The 15,030-nt window shown below is 41.3% G+C and carries 14 protein-coding genes, 1 rRNA gene and 1 pseudogene; 7 read left to right on the top strand and 9 right to left on the bottom strand.

Annotation, left to right across the window (positions count from 1 at the left end):
- Nucleotides 1–105, top strand: a 5S ribosomal RNA gene (rrf, locus tag HYG89_RS13865); the annotation flags it as partial.
- A 145-nt stretch (nt 106–250) separates the two neighbouring features.
- Here the strand turns inward: rrf and HYG89_RS13860 are convergent.
- A pseudogene (locus HYG89_RS13860) lies at nt 251–1,576 on the bottom strand (dihydrolipoyl dehydrogenase).
- 246 nt (nt 1,577–1,822) lie between these two features.
- Here HYG89_RS13860 and HYG89_RS13855 point away from each other — a divergent pair.
- Nucleotides 1,823–6,322, top strand: a complete 4,500-nt coding sequence (locus tag HYG89_RS13855; RefSeq protein WP_178867986.1) for a hypothetical protein — start codon at nt 1,823–1,825, stop codon at nt 6,320–6,322.
- Between the two features lie 156 nt (nt 6,323–6,478).
- Here the strand turns inward: HYG89_RS13855 and HYG89_RS13850 are convergent, their stop codons facing one another.
- Nucleotides 6,479–6,901 (bottom strand): beta-lactamase hydrolase domain-containing protein, encoded by a 423-nt coding sequence (locus HYG89_RS13850; RefSeq protein ID WP_178867984.1) that lies wholly within the window; start codon nt 6,899–6,901, stop codon nt 6,479–6,481.
- Nucleotides 6,894–7,229 carry a TIGR01244 family sulfur transferase gene (locus HYG89_RS13845; RefSeq protein WP_178867982.1) on the bottom strand — a complete coding sequence of 112 codons (336 nt, stop codon included), beginning with the start codon at nt 7,227–7,229 and terminating at the stop codon, nt 6,894–6,896. The genes HYG89_RS13850 and HYG89_RS13845 overlap by 8 nt, the downstream gene beginning before the upstream one ends.
- A gap of 114 nt (nt 7,230–7,343) precedes the next feature.
- Here HYG89_RS13845 and HYG89_RS13840 point away from each other — a divergent pair, with 114 nt between their 5' ends.
- The 3 genes from HYG89_RS13840 (at nt 7,344) to HYG89_RS13830 (ending at nt 9,146) form a co-directional block, all read left to right on the top strand.
- Nucleotides 7,344–8,240 (top strand): alpha/beta hydrolase, encoded by an 897-nt coding sequence (locus tag HYG89_RS13840; RefSeq protein WP_178319433.1) that lies wholly within the window; start codon nt 7,344–7,346, stop codon nt 8,238–8,240.
- On the top strand, nt 8,241–8,672 hold the full coding sequence (gene trxC, locus HYG89_RS13835; protein ID WP_178867980.1) for a thioredoxin TrxC: 432 nt from the start codon (nt 8,241–8,243) through the stop codon (nt 8,670–8,672).
- Nucleotides 8,673–8,768: 96 nt separating this feature from the next.
- Nucleotides 8,769–9,146, top strand: a complete 378-nt coding sequence (locus HYG89_RS13830) for an acyl-CoA thioesterase (RefSeq protein ID WP_228748483.1) — start codon at nt 8,769–8,771, stop codon at nt 9,144–9,146.
- A 79-nt stretch (nt 9,147–9,225) separates the two neighbouring features.
- Here the strand turns inward: HYG89_RS13830 and HYG89_RS13825 are convergent, their stop codons facing one another.
- Entirely contained in the window at nt 9,226–9,735 is a 510-nt protein-coding gene (locus HYG89_RS13825; RefSeq protein WP_178867978.1) for a DUF4442 domain-containing protein, read from the bottom strand.
- A gap of 12 nt (nt 9,736–9,747) precedes the next feature.
- A complete protein-coding gene (locus HYG89_RS13820; RefSeq protein ID WP_004976234.1) occupies nt 9,748–10,236 on the bottom strand; it encodes a YajQ family cyclic di-GMP-binding protein in 489 nt (162 codons plus the stop codon).
- Nucleotides 10,237–10,328: 92 nt separating this feature from the next.
- Between HYG89_RS13820 and HYG89_RS13815 the strand changes: the two genes are divergently transcribed.
- Entirely contained in the window at nt 10,329–10,643 is a 315-nt protein-coding gene (locus tag HYG89_RS13815) for a rhodanese-like domain-containing protein (protein WP_004976235.1), read from the top strand.
- A 79-nt stretch (nt 10,644–10,722) separates the two neighbouring features.
- Here the strand turns inward: HYG89_RS13815 and mnmC are convergent, their stop codons facing one another.
- The 4 genes from mnmC to HYG89_RS13795 are packed head-to-tail and all read right to left on the bottom strand — an operon-like array spanning nt 10,723 to nt 14,066.
- Nucleotides 10,723–12,624, bottom strand: coding sequence for an FAD-dependent 5-carboxymethylaminomethyl-2-thiouridine(34) oxidoreductase MnmC (gene mnmC / locus HYG89_RS13810; RefSeq protein WP_178867976.1), 1,902 nt, complete (start codon nt 12,622–12,624; stop codon nt 10,723–10,725).
- A 37-nt stretch (nt 12,625–12,661) separates the two neighbouring features.
- On the bottom strand, nt 12,662–13,117 hold the full coding sequence (locus tag HYG89_RS13805; RefSeq protein ID WP_004976237.1) for a hypothetical protein: 456 nt from the start codon (nt 13,115–13,117) through the stop codon (nt 12,662–12,664).
- Between the two features lie 5 nt (nt 13,118–13,122).
- On the bottom strand, nt 13,123–13,425 hold the full coding sequence (locus HYG89_RS13800; RefSeq protein WP_004976238.1) for a YciI family protein: 303 nt from the start codon (nt 13,423–13,425) through the stop codon (nt 13,123–13,125).
- Nucleotides 13,426–13,454: 29 nt separating this feature from the next.
- Nucleotides 13,455–14,066: a septation protein IspZ gene (locus HYG89_RS13795; protein ID WP_004976239.1), complete on the bottom strand. Its 612-nt coding sequence runs from the start codon at nt 14,064–14,066 to the stop codon at nt 13,455–13,457.
- A gap of 45 nt (nt 14,067–14,111) precedes the next feature.
- On the opposite strand from HYG89_RS13795, the gene HYG89_RS13790 reads away from it, so the two are divergent.
- On the top strand, nt 14,112–14,966 hold the full coding sequence (locus tag HYG89_RS13790) for a PHP domain-containing protein (RefSeq protein WP_131261955.1): 855 nt from the start codon (nt 14,112–14,114) through the stop codon (nt 14,964–14,966).
- The last annotated feature ends 64 nt before the right edge of the window (nt 14,967–15,030 follow it).

Genomic DNA, 15,030 nt, shown 5'->3' with positions numbered 1-15,030 from the left:
ATAGCAAGAGTGAACCACCTGATCCCTTCCCGAACTCAGAAGTGAAACCTCTTCGCGCTGATGGTAGTGTGGGGTTACCCATGTGAGAGTAAGTCATCGCCAGCTCATTATTCTAAACACCCTCAACAAATGTTGGGGGTGTTTTTTTATGTAGGAAAGAAAATATTAAAAACTATAAAAAGTGAAGGCAAAATAAAACCATCAGGGGATGGTTTTAAAGAGTAAGCATACTTTCTAAATTTGATTAGATTTAACGTAGTTGTCGACGTGCATGTTTAAGTGCTGTTCTTAAACCCTCTTCTAGTGTTGGATGGTAGAACGGTTTATCAAAAATATCCTCAAGTGTGAGTTCTTCATCAATCATCCAAGCCAATAAGTGCGCCATGTGCCCAGCAGCATCCACAAATAATTCAGCACCTAATAACTTTTGACTTTTATTATTAATATAAACTTCAATCGCACCTTTATTTTTTCCCAGCACCAAAGCGCGACCTTGTTTTTCATAAGAAACAAAGCCTGTCGTAAATGCAATATTTTGCTCTTTCAGTTGTTTATAGTTTTGTCCTACAGATGCCATTTCAGGTGAGCTAAACACAATGCCCATGGGTGTTAATGTTTTTATATTTTCAATGTTTGGAAAGCTTAAACAATTATGCACGGCTGCACGCCCTTCATGTGCTGCTTCATGTTGAATGGGAGTATTCGTGTGTGCATCACCCACAATAAAAATAGCATGCTGTCCGAGTTGTTTGGTATGAGGATCAATTGGGAGTTGTTTGATGTTGTTGAAACTTGTATCAATATTTTCAAGATGAAGCTGATCTAAATAGCTGCGTCTACCCGTAGCAACCAATACATAATCGGCAGTTAAGCTTTGTATTTGTCCATTTTCTTGATATTCAATTTTCACGCCTTGTTCTGTTTTTTGTAGTTGTGTAGGCAAGGTTTCAAATTTGATATTCAATTCTCGACTGAGTGTATCTTGTGCAATGGTTTGTAGTTCTGGGCTGCGGAGTGAACCAACTTTACGACTACGGGCAAAAATAGTGGTATCTACCCCTAAGCGCTGCATAGCTTGAGCCAATTCGATTGCAATTACACCACTGCCAATGACAGCCAAAGATTGGGGTAAGTTCTCTAATTCAAAGATTTGATCTGATTAAGCGTTCACCTAAGTTTTTTTCCATGCTTGGTCATAAGCAGGAGTAGAACCGACTGCAATAATAAAAGCTTTTGCATGATATTGCTGTTCTTTCACTTGAATTATATGGGCATCTATAAAAGTCGCAAAGCCTGAGTTTTATGGGATGCTTCCCAGCGATCTACATCTTTTTGTGTTGCACGGGTAAAACGATCACGTAATTGGCGTTCGTGCGTCATGATTTGGGATGTATCAATATTTGCATCTACTGTGAGTGCAACTTCTTGTGCATGTTAAATTTCGTGAATGCAATTGGCACTAGAGATAAGAACTTTGCAGGTATACAACCAACGCGGGCAGGGGTGGCTTCCCCTGGGCCGTGATTGATGATGAGTAGGTCCTGTGGGTACTGAGTTGCTTGTTATAGGTGCTGATACCTACATGTCTATACCAATGTGAATGAGATAATACATGTAAATTACACTTTTTTATTGGTTAGTTGATTAATATTTTATTTCTATGTTTTGAATTAAAATAACTACAATTAATAGGCGATATGATGATTTAATTTGTGGTTTGGAAGATTTACATTGAAAGTTTTTGTAATTTTGAGTAAATTCCGTTAAAAGCCGTAAACTATCTTGCGGGTCTGTGACATTTATAAAAACGATGGGTACGAATATGACATATTTTATTAACTTAAAAAAATTAGGGGTAAAGTCTACAGTATTGGCTTCTTCTATCGCATTGGTTGCGTGTGGTGGTGGTGGAAGTGATGGTTATTACAATACGGATAATAGTAGTACAACTAATCCTCCAAATAGTGGTGGAGACAATACCTCAACAACAGACACGTCACAGGTAGCAACACATTTAACAAGAGATTTACAGAGTGCGAGTAGTCAGGAAATTCAATTTGCACCAGATAATTCAAAAGTTTACTTGGCGGTTAAAGCTTTAAATGAAGATAATGGTGGTATTGCCAACAAAAATATTCGCTTATCAATTGCGACAAATGAGTTTGGTGTAAGCAGTACCAACTCTGTAGTTGCGACTGATGAAAATGGTGTAGCTAAATTTGAAATTAATGTTCCTGCGTTAGCACAAGCTGAAGGTTCAGTACAATTAACTGCTACTGTTGATGGGACTTCAGTTAGTATCCCTTACACTTTAAATATTAAGAAAAGTAGTACGATTGTCAGTGACTATAGAATCAATGTGACCCAAGGCACAGTATTAAATCTACCAAATGGCAGTGTGGATGTCACTGCGACTGTAACAGATGCTAAGGGTGGTATTAAAGCGAATCAGTCTGTTACTTTAAATATGCCTGAAGCGATGCGCGGTAAATTTATTATCACTAATGGCGCAGCAACTCAACAAACAAATGCTCAGGGTGAGGTGAAATATACACTTAAAGCGAGTAGTAATTTTACATCAGCTGATCTTGCTACTTTTGCGGGTAAGTCTGAAACATTAAGTTTTTTGCTAGTTGATGAACATAAAGCGGAAAAAACCGCAACAGCAGATTTAACATTTAAAGACACATCTCAGATTGTCTCAACTCTTTCAGTAATTAAGCCAGATCAGGCTGTTGCTGCGAAAAGTACAACTCCTGTAAAAATCCAAGTATTAGCAAAGAATGATCAACATGAGCCATTAAGTGGAAAAGAGATTCGTTTGAGCTTTACAAAGGCTGAGCTCGCGTATGGCGTTAAACTCAATAATGCGACTGCTAAAACGAATGCACAAGGTATTGCAGAATTTACGATTAGCACGGCCGATGTTACACATCCACTTGCTTTATCCGACACAGGTATTTCGTTAAGTGCAACCTATACAGATGGTATTAACCTTGAGTCCGGTAGCGTTATTGTTGATGTAGTAACAGAAAATACAAATGCTTCAGATGCCGATGCTATTCAGCGTTTAGAAATTGCATCTTCATATAAAGTTAATGCAAAAAATGACTCAGTTGCTGTAACTGTTAAGGCAATTAATAATAAAGGCTTAGCAGCAACTAAAGGTAAGGTTAAACTTGACTTAAATGCTGAGGCAACATCAAATGGTGTAACATTCGATGGGGCTGCGGAAAAAGATTTTGTTGATGGGTTTGCCACTTTTAATATTGAGACTAAAGCCCAAACACCTGCTGCAGTAGAAGCATTGGTAAAAGCAGGAATTAAAGCTAATTTTACGACTGACAACGGTGTAAGCAATTCAATTGCGATTACAGTTGCTGATGAAGAAGTTGCTGAAGAAGCGACGCGTTATTTATTTATAGATCCAATTACTTCTGACATAGATTCAAATCTAGCGGTATTTGATTATACAAAAAATCATACTTTCACAGTTAAAGTCAAGGCAGTCGGTGTAAAAGGCAGTGCGTCAAAAGGTGAAACTATTTCACTAGGTATTGCAGGGTCTTTAAGTGATGAACAGTTGCAAGATTTAGGCTTGAGTCATACAGGTCAGTCTTCTAAACAGACTGAAGCCGATGGTTATGCCACTTTTACTCTTGCTTACAAGGCGAACTTATCGCCTGAGCAAGCCGCTTTAGCCATTCAAGGTGTACCGTTAGTTGCGACTTCAGCAAATGGTAAGACACAAACATTGCGTCTAAACTTCAAAGCACCGACAGATCAAGGTGTGATTGATCTTGATCACTTTACAGTTGATATGTTGGGAGATTTGACTCTAGCAGTTGGTCAAGAGCAAACATTAACTGTTAATGTCACCGCAAAAGGTACAGATGGCGAAGTACTTAAAAATCAGCTGATCAGTATTGGTTTAAATGATGCAGCATTAAATAATGGTGTGAGTTACGTTTCTACACAAGCTATTCGCACAGATGTAAATGGTCATGCAAAATTTACAATTAAAGTAAAAGCGGGCAATGTAACTGAACTCACGAATCTAATTGCGAATGGTTTAACGGTAGTCGTGAAATCAACTCGTACAGATGGTTCCGCATTTACTGTTACAAAGAAAGTTGATGTTGCACAACCACCAGTCGTTTTACCAGAGCTTGCAGGTCTGGATATTGCATATGTAGGTAATATTCAAACTGTGTCAGTGTTGGGTGGTGAAGTTCGTGTTAAAGTTGTTGCAAAAGATAAAGACAATGCCATTATTCCAAATACACCAATTCAAATTGCTTTATCTTCGTTAACTAGCTCACGTGTGTCTTTATCTTCTAACTCGGCTGTAACCAACAGCAATGGTGAAGCAGAATTTACTGTTCGAGTTGCTGAAGGTGGGTACGATGCAAACTTGATTAAAAATGGTATCGTTTTTGCGGTAGTCGGCACAAGTTTAAATAACCCGAATGACCGTTTACAGCAAACCGGTTCAATTCAAGTTGAGATTCCAAAGGATTCTGTAAACTTACGTTTAACAGCAGATCAATCTAATTTGGAATTAGGTAAGAGCTATACAGTGCAAGTAGCCGTTAAGGACGAGCTTGGCGCAAACTCAGCTTACCCTGTGAATTTGGCATTGAATACAGAGGCAATTTCAGCTGGTGTGAAACTGAGTGAAGATTCAGTTTTAACGTCTGCTAATGGACAATTGCCAGTAACTCTTACATTACCTAAGAATATTCCAGCAGTTGCAAAACAAGCTTTATTAGACAATGGTATTCAGGTTAAAGGTATTATTACTAACCCTAAAGGTGAAAAGCTTGAAACTACGCTTAGCTTTACAGTCACTGAAGCGATTAATACGAATCACTTAACAATACAGAGTTCTAAATCGAATTTAAGCACTGCGGGTGACCGTTCAATTATAACTGTTGCATTATTAGATCGAAATAATCAGCCAGTTCGTAATCAGCCAGTAAGGCTGTCTGCAAATAACGCAGCTACTTTAATTATTGGAACACCAGGAAGTGGGCATCAAACCAATACCAGTGAACCTCAAACAGTGATTACGGATTCAAATGGTAATGCGTTCTTCTCGGTTGAGATTGATGGAAGTACAGTTGATGCTGATTTATTGATTGCAAGTGGAATCGAGCTAACTGCAAGTCATACTAATGAAGCAGGTACAGTATCTCAAATACACCGTTTAACAGCATTTACACCTGCACCTATTGTGACTCCAACACCACAACCACAGCCTGCACGTTATAGTTTACGTGTTGCAGCTGCTAAACCAACCATGAATGTACGTAATGATATGACGGATGTTACCGTGACTTTGGTTGATGCTAATGGTGGCGGCATAGCTGATAAGTATGTTGAATTGGCTATTGATAATTTTGCACGTAATGGGGCAATAATTGTAGGAGCATCAGGTTTAACCACAGATGCCAACGGACAAGCCGTATTTAAAGTACAAGTGGATGAGGGTGCACGAGATGGAAATTATGATGCTGCAACATTTGCAGCTGAAGATCTACGTTTAACAGCGAGATTTAAAGAAGAAGGCTTTATTGATGCGACTCAAGTAACCCAAGTTGATATTGTTCAGGCGGCAGTACAAAATCCAATTGCATCAATTGTAATAGGAGTAAACCCAACGGAAGTTAGTACATCGAGTGATGGAGTGTATTACACACGTAACCTTTCTGTGAGTGTGGTTGATTTTGATGGTAAACCTCTAGCTAATCAAGAAGTTGTGATGGATATTACACCTATTACTTACCGTAAAGGTCAGTACATCTGGAGAAACTCAGTTAAGCTAGGTGAAAAAACAGCTAGTGAACAATGGATTGCTGCAGGCGAACGTTATTATGATTTGACGAATCCAAATCATTATGTGCAAAATGGTTTGGTCATGCATAATAACGGTACGCCAGCTGATGATACAGATGATATACCTGCAAGCCTAAGCACTCAGCCAATCAGTGTTTGTCCAGCAAATGCTTCAGGTGTAGCTATTACTAATCCTGAAGTTATAAATGTACCTGTAAAAGTTCCAACATTCCTAGGACAAGGAGAAACCGCTAAATATACAACGGATAAAGATGGTAAATTTGACTTTACGATCCGTTATCCAAAAATTTATGCGAATTGGTTAAATGTTCAAATTGGTGCAGCATCTACTATCACTTCATTGCCACAAAGAACAACTTATAATTTAACTTTACCTGCTTTAACTAGCGATTATAGTTCGAATGGTACATTTGGACCTAACCTGCAAAGTCCGTATGGTGTAAATACAACAACATGCCCATAATTAAAAACTAAAAAAACAGCGCTTCGGCGCTGTTTTTTTATGGGAATCTAATTTAAAAATTAGAGCGAAGTCCCCACATTCACACCCACCGTCGGGCGTACTTGCATAGAACTACAAGCACTCAGCGCCAAGACACACATCACCACCAATAAAACTTTATTCATGCAACAAACCTTGAGATTTTGCCTGATTAAATAACGCACTAGAACGAGCGCCACTACGACAAATCATCAGAATGGGTTTTGGAAGCTCATTATAATATTTGGCGAATTCAAGAATGTCTGTTTGAGAAATTTTACCGCTGTTGACAGGTTGATAAATCACACTGATCTGGGATTTTTCCGCGATATTGCGTAATTCACTCACCTTGACTGCATTACCCATCTCTTGATCAGGGCGGTTCACAATCACAGATTTAAAACCTTGCCGCATCAACTGTGAAAATTTGGCAGCATTCATCTGACCTGCAACACTGACTTTGGTATTTAAAGTCTGAACATCGTTTTGAGCGTGACTCAGCGGGATACTGCTACAGATCAGAATACAGCAAAATACATACTTGAGGATGGGTTTAGTCATCCAACAAATCCATTTGTTTTGCCAACTGGAATAAGTTGTTTGAGCGGTTACCCGTACGGCAGAACATCAACACAGGTTTTGGCAATTCGTTATAGTGATTGGCAAAAGTACGCACATCGACTTCAGTAATTTGACCAGACACCACAGGTTGATAGACATAATCTAAACCTGCTGCACGTGCAGCTTCTTCAATTTGCGCACTGCTTGGTTGCTCGGCACCACCTTCCATATCTGGGCGGTTATTAATGATTGACTTAAAGCCTTTTTCTACAACTTGGCTCACATGTTCAGGACCAATTTGACCCGCAAAACCGACTTGTTCAGACATGGGAATACTCCATCATTTTATTCATGACAATATGCTTTATGATAGCATTAAGCAGATTCAAGAGCAGAATGTTCTGAAATATTTATAACGATAAAATAACGCAATGGAGCGCTTATGCATTCCTATACGGTCGAGCCTTTATATGTCAAAAGTGATCATGAGGTGATTGCTGCAGACTTTTATCGCCCTAAATCTATAGAAAAACCCGCGGTGATTCTGATGGCGCATGGTCTAGCAGCCTTGCGTCATTTTAAATTGGTGCAATACGCACAGCATTTTGCTCAGGCAGGCTATGCCGTGGTGTTATTCGATTATCGCTATTGGGGCGGAAGTACGGGGCGTCCACGTGAGTTGGTATCCATAGAGGCGCAGTTAGACGACTGGCGCAGCATGATTTCACATATCGCGGAACGTAAGTCGATTGATGCCAAACGCATGATTCTGTGGGGAACTTCTCTGAGTGGCGGATATGTGCTGAGTTTGGCCTCACGCTTACACAATATTGCCGCGGTCATGGTACAAGTGCCTTTTGTAGATGGTGCGGAAAGTGCCAAGTTATATCCTTTGCAGCAACTTCCGAAAGCCCTAAAAATTTCCAGTCAGGACTATATGGGAGCAAAGGTGGGGATGTCACCCAAAACGCTTGCAGTGGTGGCGCAAAAAGAACTATGTTTTTTACCGACTGCAGACAGTTATGCAGGTTATATGTCAATTGTGAACCCCGACCATTACTGGAGTGGGGAAATTCCTGCTCGGGTGTTTTTTAATTTGATTCGTTATCGCCCCATTCAAGAAGTGCGGCAAATCAACATCCCTGTGTTATTTATTGCTGCACAGCGTGACAGCCTGATTCCAATTGAATCGAGTCGTGAAACGGCCACCAATATTGCGCCTTATGTGCAATATGAAGAGTGGGATATGCAACATTTTGATATTTATCATGGTGAATGGTTTAAAAAAGTCATTCAGACCCAATTAGAGTTTTTACAGCAACTGTTTGGAGTTCAGTAAATGATTATTGTATGCCCTGGATGTGGTGCAAAAAACCGTGTACCTGAAGATAAATTATCTGCCAATCCTGCATGTGGGCAGTGTCATCAAGCGCTGATTCCGCTTGCACCCATTGAATTGAATGAGCAAAATTTTAGTCATTTTATCCAAAATAGCGATTTACCTATTCTGATTGATCTTTGGGCGGACTGGTGTGGTCCTTGCAAGATGATGGCACCACATTTTGCAACAGTTGCCAAGCAGAATCCGCAGGTGGTGTTTGCCAAAATTGATACCGAGGCCAATCCACGCTTAAGCAGTGCATTCCATGTGCGCAGTATTCCAACACTGGTATTGATGAATAAAAGCAATGAAATTGCTAGAATAAGCGGCGCGCTACGAGCGACTGAATTACAACAGTGGTTGGATCAGCAACTCAACGCCCAGTCTTAATGCACTGTTCGTGCTAATTTAATGCAAATGTCCGGAGTGAACGTGTCAGATTCTCATGCAAAACCAGAGGGAGTGCTTTCCCTACAAACAATTGCCATGCCAGCAGATACCAACTGGAGTGGAGATGTCTTTGGAGGCTGGATCGTTTCACAGATGGATTTGGCTGGTGCGATTCATGCCGAGCGTTTTAGTAAAGGACGTTGTGCCACGATTTCCATTAACCAAATGACTTTTTTGGTGCCTGTAAAAGTGGGCGATGTGATCAGTTGCTACACCAAAATTTTGAAAGTGGGCAATACTTCAATTCAAATGCAAATTGAAGTGTGGGACAGCCATGATGATTCACGTGAAGCTGTGCGTGTTACCGAAGGGGTATTTACCTTTGTTGCGGTTGATGTCAAAGGCTCAAAACGTCAGATTCCTGAAGAAGCCAAACAGAAGTTTTTAGAAGCTCAGGCTAGTCAAGCATCATAAGTATCAAGCTAGTCAAACATCGTAATGAAAAAAATCCCAGCACAGTAGCTGGGATTTTTTCTTGGAGAGGAAACAGGCGTTAGGCTTGTTTCTGCTTTAAATGTGCTTTTGACACCCATGCCCACAACATTTCACACTGAATCGGAGCTTCGCCTGATTCATCAATCACACTGACATTGACCAGTGTTTCACCTTTGTCGGTGCTGTGCATGAGTTGTTGCTGTTCTGGGCTTAATGTGGCAATCGCTGTCATTGCACCTTGAGTCGGACGTTTAAAGTCTACTTTCAAGCTTTTAATCAGCACAATGGCACTATCTGGTACATTCATAGCCGTTACAAAACCGGTGGCAGTTTCGGCCAACAGTGCCATAGCACAGGCATGCACCTGTCCAATATGGTTCTGCATGGCTTTATGATTGGCAAGACTGACCACCACTTGCGATGGGGTCACTTCGTGATAGCGAATTTTCGCAGTGCCCACCATCGGCACGACACGGCCAAAGGCTTGACTTAAAAGGCGGCTTTGAATGCCTTTCGGCAATTTTGATGTTGCTTTGACCAGTTTATTTAAGCGATTGGTTGGTGCCATGACATCCCCAAATTAATCTTTAAAGTTGTTAAATTGCAGCGGCAGACCAAATTGTTGCTCTTTCAAGAACGCCATGACTTGTTGCAATGTATCGCGTTTCTTGTCGGTCACTCGAATTTTGTCACCTTGAATAGAAGATTGCACTTTAATGCCACTGTCTTTAATGGCTTTGTTAATTTTTTTTGCGGTATCTGAGTCAAGACCATCTTTAAGTTTGATCACTTGAATCACATTTTTACCTGATGCGGTCATTTTTTGTGGGTCAAGCGCCTGAATGTCGACTTTACGCTTATAGAAGTGATTTTCGAGCATGGTATACACTTGCTCACATTGGAAATCACTTTCAGTGGAGATTTTAATCTCTTTGTTTTTTTCATTGAGGTCGATAGAAACATCCTGACCACGAAAATCGAAACGAGTACCGATTTCTTTTTGTGTGTTTTGAACCGCATGATTCACTTCAAAAAGTTCTAATTCAGAAACAATATCGAAAGAAGGCATAATGAAGACCTTTGCAAATGGAAACAATATCTGAGATGCTAGGGATGTTTTCTTCATTTGCCAAGTGTTGTTTTACATCAAAGGAGTGCGCAATGATCCGTAAACAAGAAATTACAACATTTGAGTTCCCAGCTGACGCGATTATCTGGGATGTACGTGATGCAAGTGCTTATGCAGAAGCTCATGTTAAAGGTGCTGTGAATCAGCCAATTAACGATCTATCAGCAGAGAGTCTTACTCAGGTGTCGGCGGATCAACCCATTTACATTTTATGTGGTGGCGGAAGTAAAGCCCCACGTGCAGCGGAAAAACTAGAAGGTTTGGACAGCTCACGTGAATATGTGGTTTTAATGGGTGGTACACGTGCTGCGCGCGACGCAGGCATGCCTTTGGAACAAGGTCACTAAGTATCATCAATATGAAGAAAGCGCCGTAAGGCGCTTTTTTGTTGGGTATCGTTTTATTTCTATTTTCTCTAAGCGAGCGTTAGCTTGAAGGTGGAGGAGCTTTAAAATAAGGCTTCTTGGTTTTCACCTTTTTCTGAAAACGTGTAGCTGCCAGTTTTTGTACTAAGTTTTTAGGTACAGCGCAGGCTTCTGCTAAAACTTGTGCCGCCAGTATTTCACTGCACAACGGGGCAAATAAAAAGCCTTTAGAACCGAGTCCTGCAAAGCTGTAAATTTCCTGATCATCACGCATTTTGCCAAGTAGGGGAAAATAATCCTTACTTTGGGCGCGTAGCGAAGCGCGACCTTGCCAAGTATCTACGGGTGCTAAGTTTTCGGCATACGCAGGAAAGACACTGTGGATAAGTTCGTAGTTATGCACATGGTCTTCTGCCAAGACGTCACAATCTTCCCGATTTGGATAAAACGATGCACCTAAAATCAGTTGATCGGCATTGAGCTGCATGCAATAGCCGCCATAGCTATAGGCTTGTGATAATGGCAAAGCCTGATCTGTATTATTTACCCAGCTAACTTGCCCACGAATGGGTTTAAGCACAGGGTAATGCTCAAAAAAAGCACCGCTTTGCAGCGCTGCACAGACGATGACATGATCAAACACTCCAAGTTCAGTATCTAGGCTGTGTAAGATCAGTTGCTGTGCTGTCGTGGTGATTTGTTTAATTTGAGCTTGCTGAAACTGAATGTGCGGATGCGCAAGAATTTCATCACGCAGTTGATGTGGAGAAACTGCTCCTGCTTGCAACAAGTTTAAACTGGCAAAGTCGCTTTGTGGCGTAAGTTCGGTTGCACTCTGTGCTGCTAAAATACCTTTTGGGTATTGTGTGGCTAAATCCAGCAATTCATCGGCATGTTTAAGTGCCAGTTGATGAATCTGCAACGGACGAAATGCTTTGAATGCGGCATAGTGATTTAAAGCATGTTGCCATGCCAAAGTCATTAAATGATCAGCACTTTGATGAATTGGGCAAAGTTTTGGGTTTAAGAGTGCCAAAGGATTGCCAGAACCGCCTGCAAGTGGCGCTGTTTGGTCATAGAGCGTGACTTGATGCCCTCGTTGGGAAAATGCCCACGCACAGCTTAAACCCGAAATTCCTGCGCCTATGATCGCAATATGGCGCTGTTGGTTGCTTGTTGTGGTATTTGTTGTAATTTGAGTTTCGTTCTGATCGGATATTGGCTCTATTTCAGGCGCTTGCCAGATGGCTTTCAGCATTTCCCGTTTATGCCCAAAACCGCGTGGGCGGGTGATGTGAATACCGTGTTGTTTTAAGCCACGTTTGAGTACGCCTGCCACACTAAATGAGGCAAAAGTCGTGCCATAATCGGACAGTGCTACAATCGGGTTGAGCACGGTTTCCTGCCACATATCGGGGTTACAGGCGGGTGCAAAGCCATCTAAAAACCACGCATTGACAGGAGCAGTTTTAGCAATGACAGGAAAAACCTCCTGAGCATCGCCTAGCCATAAATCTAGGCTAAAGCGTTCATCTGGAAAGTTTAAACGATGACAGCCTGCAATAGCGGCAGGGTATTGCTGAATCAGCTGTTCAGACAGATGACTGAGTTCGGGCCAAGCCGCTAAGGCACGTATAAGATCGGCTTTGCAAAGTGGAAATTTTTCGACAGAAATTGCGTGTAAATGGCTGCGATTATTGGGACGTACCTGTTGCCATAATTGCCAGAGCGCTAAAATATTTAAGCCTGTACCAAAGCCTGTTTCGCCTACACAAAAATATTCAAAATCATTCAGCGCTGCTAAACGGATGGGTAAGTCATTGCCCTGTAAAAACACATGCCGTGTTTCTAATAAACCGTTGTCTTTAGAGAAATACACATCGCCAAATTGTTTGGAAATGGGCACATCAATACCATCGACCAGTTGCCAATCCAGCTCGGCAGTTTGAATAGGCTGAAACAAAACCAGAGTACCTTAAATCAAGAGGTGAATGCTCACCTTACCATTGGCGGCGACGTTTGGTATAGACATAGCTAGCAATTAAGAAGCCGAGCAATACGCCAACCGCGAGTGTTGCAGCACCGTATAAAAACATTTGCGCACTGCGTTCACTTTGCAGTACTTGAACTTGCACGCCTAAATTATCGTTTTTAAGTTGCAGTTCCTGATTCTGTGCCAAAGCATCAAGGTTTGCCTGTTCAAGTTGTTGCAAACGTGTGCTCTGATCTTTAATCAAGGCTTTGGTTTTAGCTTCCTGAAGGGCTTTATTTTTGGCAATTTGTTCTGCAGTCAGGGGCTTATCTTGTGCAGGAGTAACCCCATTGGCTGTTGCTACAGCTGCCGTGTTGGTCACAGCAGCAGGAGCAGGTGCAGTAGGTGTGGTTGTGGCTGGCTCAACTGCATATACAGGTGAACTGAGCAGAACAGCAACAACACTGGCAACAACGAAACGCATAGCGCTTATCCTTGAGGGAATGCTTTATTGAATGGCTTAACGTCAATGTGGCTATATACGCCTTCTTTTAAGAAAGGTTCATCTTGTAGCCAAGCATCGAGTGCTTCACGACTGTCAAAATCGACAATCATGGTGCTGCCATAAAAGCCTGCTTGTGGATTGCTTGGGTCTTTTGGCATTGCCCCCGCCACAATTAAGCGACCTTCGGCATCGAGTTGTTGCAAACGTGCAAGATGTGCAGGACGGGTCGCAAGACGTTTTTCCAGTGTACCTTCACGGTCAGTACAACTCAGAACAAATAAAGGCATAGTTACTCTCGAATATCGCAGATCAGAAATTATTCAGATGTTTTAAAGTATTTGCGCAATACAATAAACTGCACAATGATAAAGGAAAACATCACAATCATGTCACCAAAAGCAGTGAATTCGCCCCAATATTTTCCGTCCATAAATAAAAATGCAAAAAATACGTGTAGGAAAGACATGACTGCAAACATGGCTGCCCAAGTATAATTCAGGTTTTTCCAGCCAGCTTCGGTCAAGTTGAACACAGGCCCAAATAAGCGTTGAATCAGTGGTTTACGGTCTTTGCTGAACCATGGTGATAGCAAAAAAGCACCTGCAAATACAATGTTTAAAATGGCAGCTTTCAGGCGAATATAAAAGTCATCGCTTAACATTAAAGTAACGCCACCAAAAATTACGGTCATAAACAGCACAATCCACTGTTGTTTATCTAAACGGAATTTTTGCATGATGAACAATGCGCCGTACACCACTAACATCGAGATGATCAGACCTGTGGTGGCCACCAAAATATGGTTGTTATCGACACCGCCTGCAGAGCCGATCAGTTGTAGTAATTGATGATTAGTGTCTTTTGGATCTACAGTTTTGTATAAATAAAAGAAAATAATGAGGGGCACAAAGTCTAAAAGTGCTTTCATGTTAGAGTATCTAAATCTGATCAAATAAATGACATAGTATAAGTGATGCACGGCGTAGATTTACATACACACAGTAATATTTCTGATGGAACTTTGTCACCTGGAGAATTGGTGTCTGCGGCAATTCAGCAGGGCATTCATACCTTGGCATTGACTGATCATGACACAATGGATGGGCTGGCTTTGGCAGAGCAAGCGGCTCAGGGGCAAGATTTAAAGATTATTTCGGGAGTGGAAATTTCCAGTCAATGGTCACGTCCTGCCACTAAAAAAAGCTATAGCGTGCATGTGGTGGCGCTAAACATGCAAAATCCTGCACCTTTACAGGCGCTGCTGGAACAGCAAAAACAAATTCGTGCAGAACGTGCCAAACAAATTTGTGATTTACTCACTCCGCTGATTGGACAAGATATTTATAATGATGTACTTCTTAAAGTCGAAGGCGTAGCAGATCGGATTACCCGTACGCACATTGCCAAAACCTTACAAGAAAAAGGCATTGTAACGCGTGTGCAGCAAGCATTTGATAAATACATCAAAGAAGGCAAAAAGGCTTATGTGAAATTTGATGGCTTGAGTTTGGAAGATACGATTCGGGTAATTCATGACAGTCAGGGTTTTGCCGTGTTGGCGCATCCAACCCGTTATGATTTATCTGCGACCAATATTCGTTATTTGATTGAAATTTTTGCCAAATATGGGGGTGATGCAGTGGAATTGCCGCCTAATATTGACCCTGCATCGACCCGTCAAATGGTGGATCGCATGATTGCTGAACATGGTCTAAAAGTATCTGTCGGCAGCGATTTTCATGGTGAAAATATGCCGTGGATTAAATTGGGCAATATTCCGCGGGTGAAAGATGGTCAAATTGGGATTTGGGAGAGTTTTGTTGAGTAACTCCCTCATCCCAACCTTCTCATATAAGCAGATGTGATATCCATTATTAAAATTTAGAAAGGAT

It is taken from the genome of Acinetobacter sp. SwsAc5 (genome assembly GCF_013391485.1).
In the GTDB taxonomy this organism is placed as follows: domain Bacteria; phylum Pseudomonadota; class Gammaproteobacteria; order Pseudomonadales; family Moraxellaceae; genus Acinetobacter; species Acinetobacter towneri.
This window is presented reverse-complemented; position numbering and strand designations above follow the sequence as displayed.

Excerpts from the sequence above, each read along its gene's own strand:
- HYG89_RS13855 (WP_178867986.1), top strand. The coding sequence starts at position 1,823 with ATGACATATTTTATTAACTTAAAAAAATTAGGGGTAAAGTCTACAGTA.
- HYG89_RS13850 (WP_178867984.1), bottom strand. The coding sequence starts at position 6,901 with ATGACTAAACCCATCCTCAAGTATGTATTTTGCTGTATTCTGATCTGT.
- HYG89_RS13845 (WP_178867982.1), bottom strand. The coding sequence starts at position 7,229 with ATGTCTGAACAAGTCGGTTTTGCGGGTCAAATTGGTCCTGAACATGTG.
- HYG89_RS13840 (WP_178319433.1), top strand. The coding sequence starts at position 7,344 with ATGCATTCCTATACGGTCGAGCCTTTATATGTCAAAAGTGATCATGAG.
- trxC (WP_178867980.1), top strand. The coding sequence starts at position 8,241 with ATGATTATTGTATGCCCTGGATGTGGTGCAAAAAACCGTGTACCTGAA.
- HYG89_RS13830 (WP_228748483.1), top strand. The coding sequence starts at position 8,769 with ATGCCAGCAGATACCAACTGGAGTGGAGATGTCTTTGGAGGCTGGATC.
- HYG89_RS13825 (WP_178867978.1), bottom strand. The coding sequence starts at position 9,735 with ATGGCACCAACCAATCGCTTAAATAAACTGGTCAAAGCAACATCAAAA.
- HYG89_RS13820 (WP_004976234.1), bottom strand. The coding sequence starts at position 10,236 with ATGCCTTCTTTCGATATTGTTTCTGAATTAGAACTTTTTGAAGTGAAT.
- HYG89_RS13815 (WP_004976235.1), top strand. The coding sequence starts at position 10,329 with ATGATCCGTAAACAAGAAATTACAACATTTGAGTTCCCAGCTGACGCG.
- HYG89_RS13805 (WP_004976237.1), bottom strand. The coding sequence starts at position 13,117 with ATGCGTTTCGTTGTTGCCAGTGTTGTTGCTGTTCTGCTCAGTTCACCT.
- HYG89_RS13800 (WP_004976238.1), bottom strand. The coding sequence starts at position 13,425 with ATGCCTTTATTTGTTCTGAGTTGTACTGACCGTGAAGGTACACTGGAA.
- HYG89_RS13795 (WP_004976239.1), bottom strand. The coding sequence starts at position 14,066 with ATGAAAGCACTTTTAGACTTTGTGCCCCTCATTATTTTCTTTTATTTA.
- HYG89_RS13790 (WP_131261955.1), top strand. The coding sequence starts at position 14,112 with ATGCACGGCGTAGATTTACATACACACAGTAATATTTCTGATGGAACT.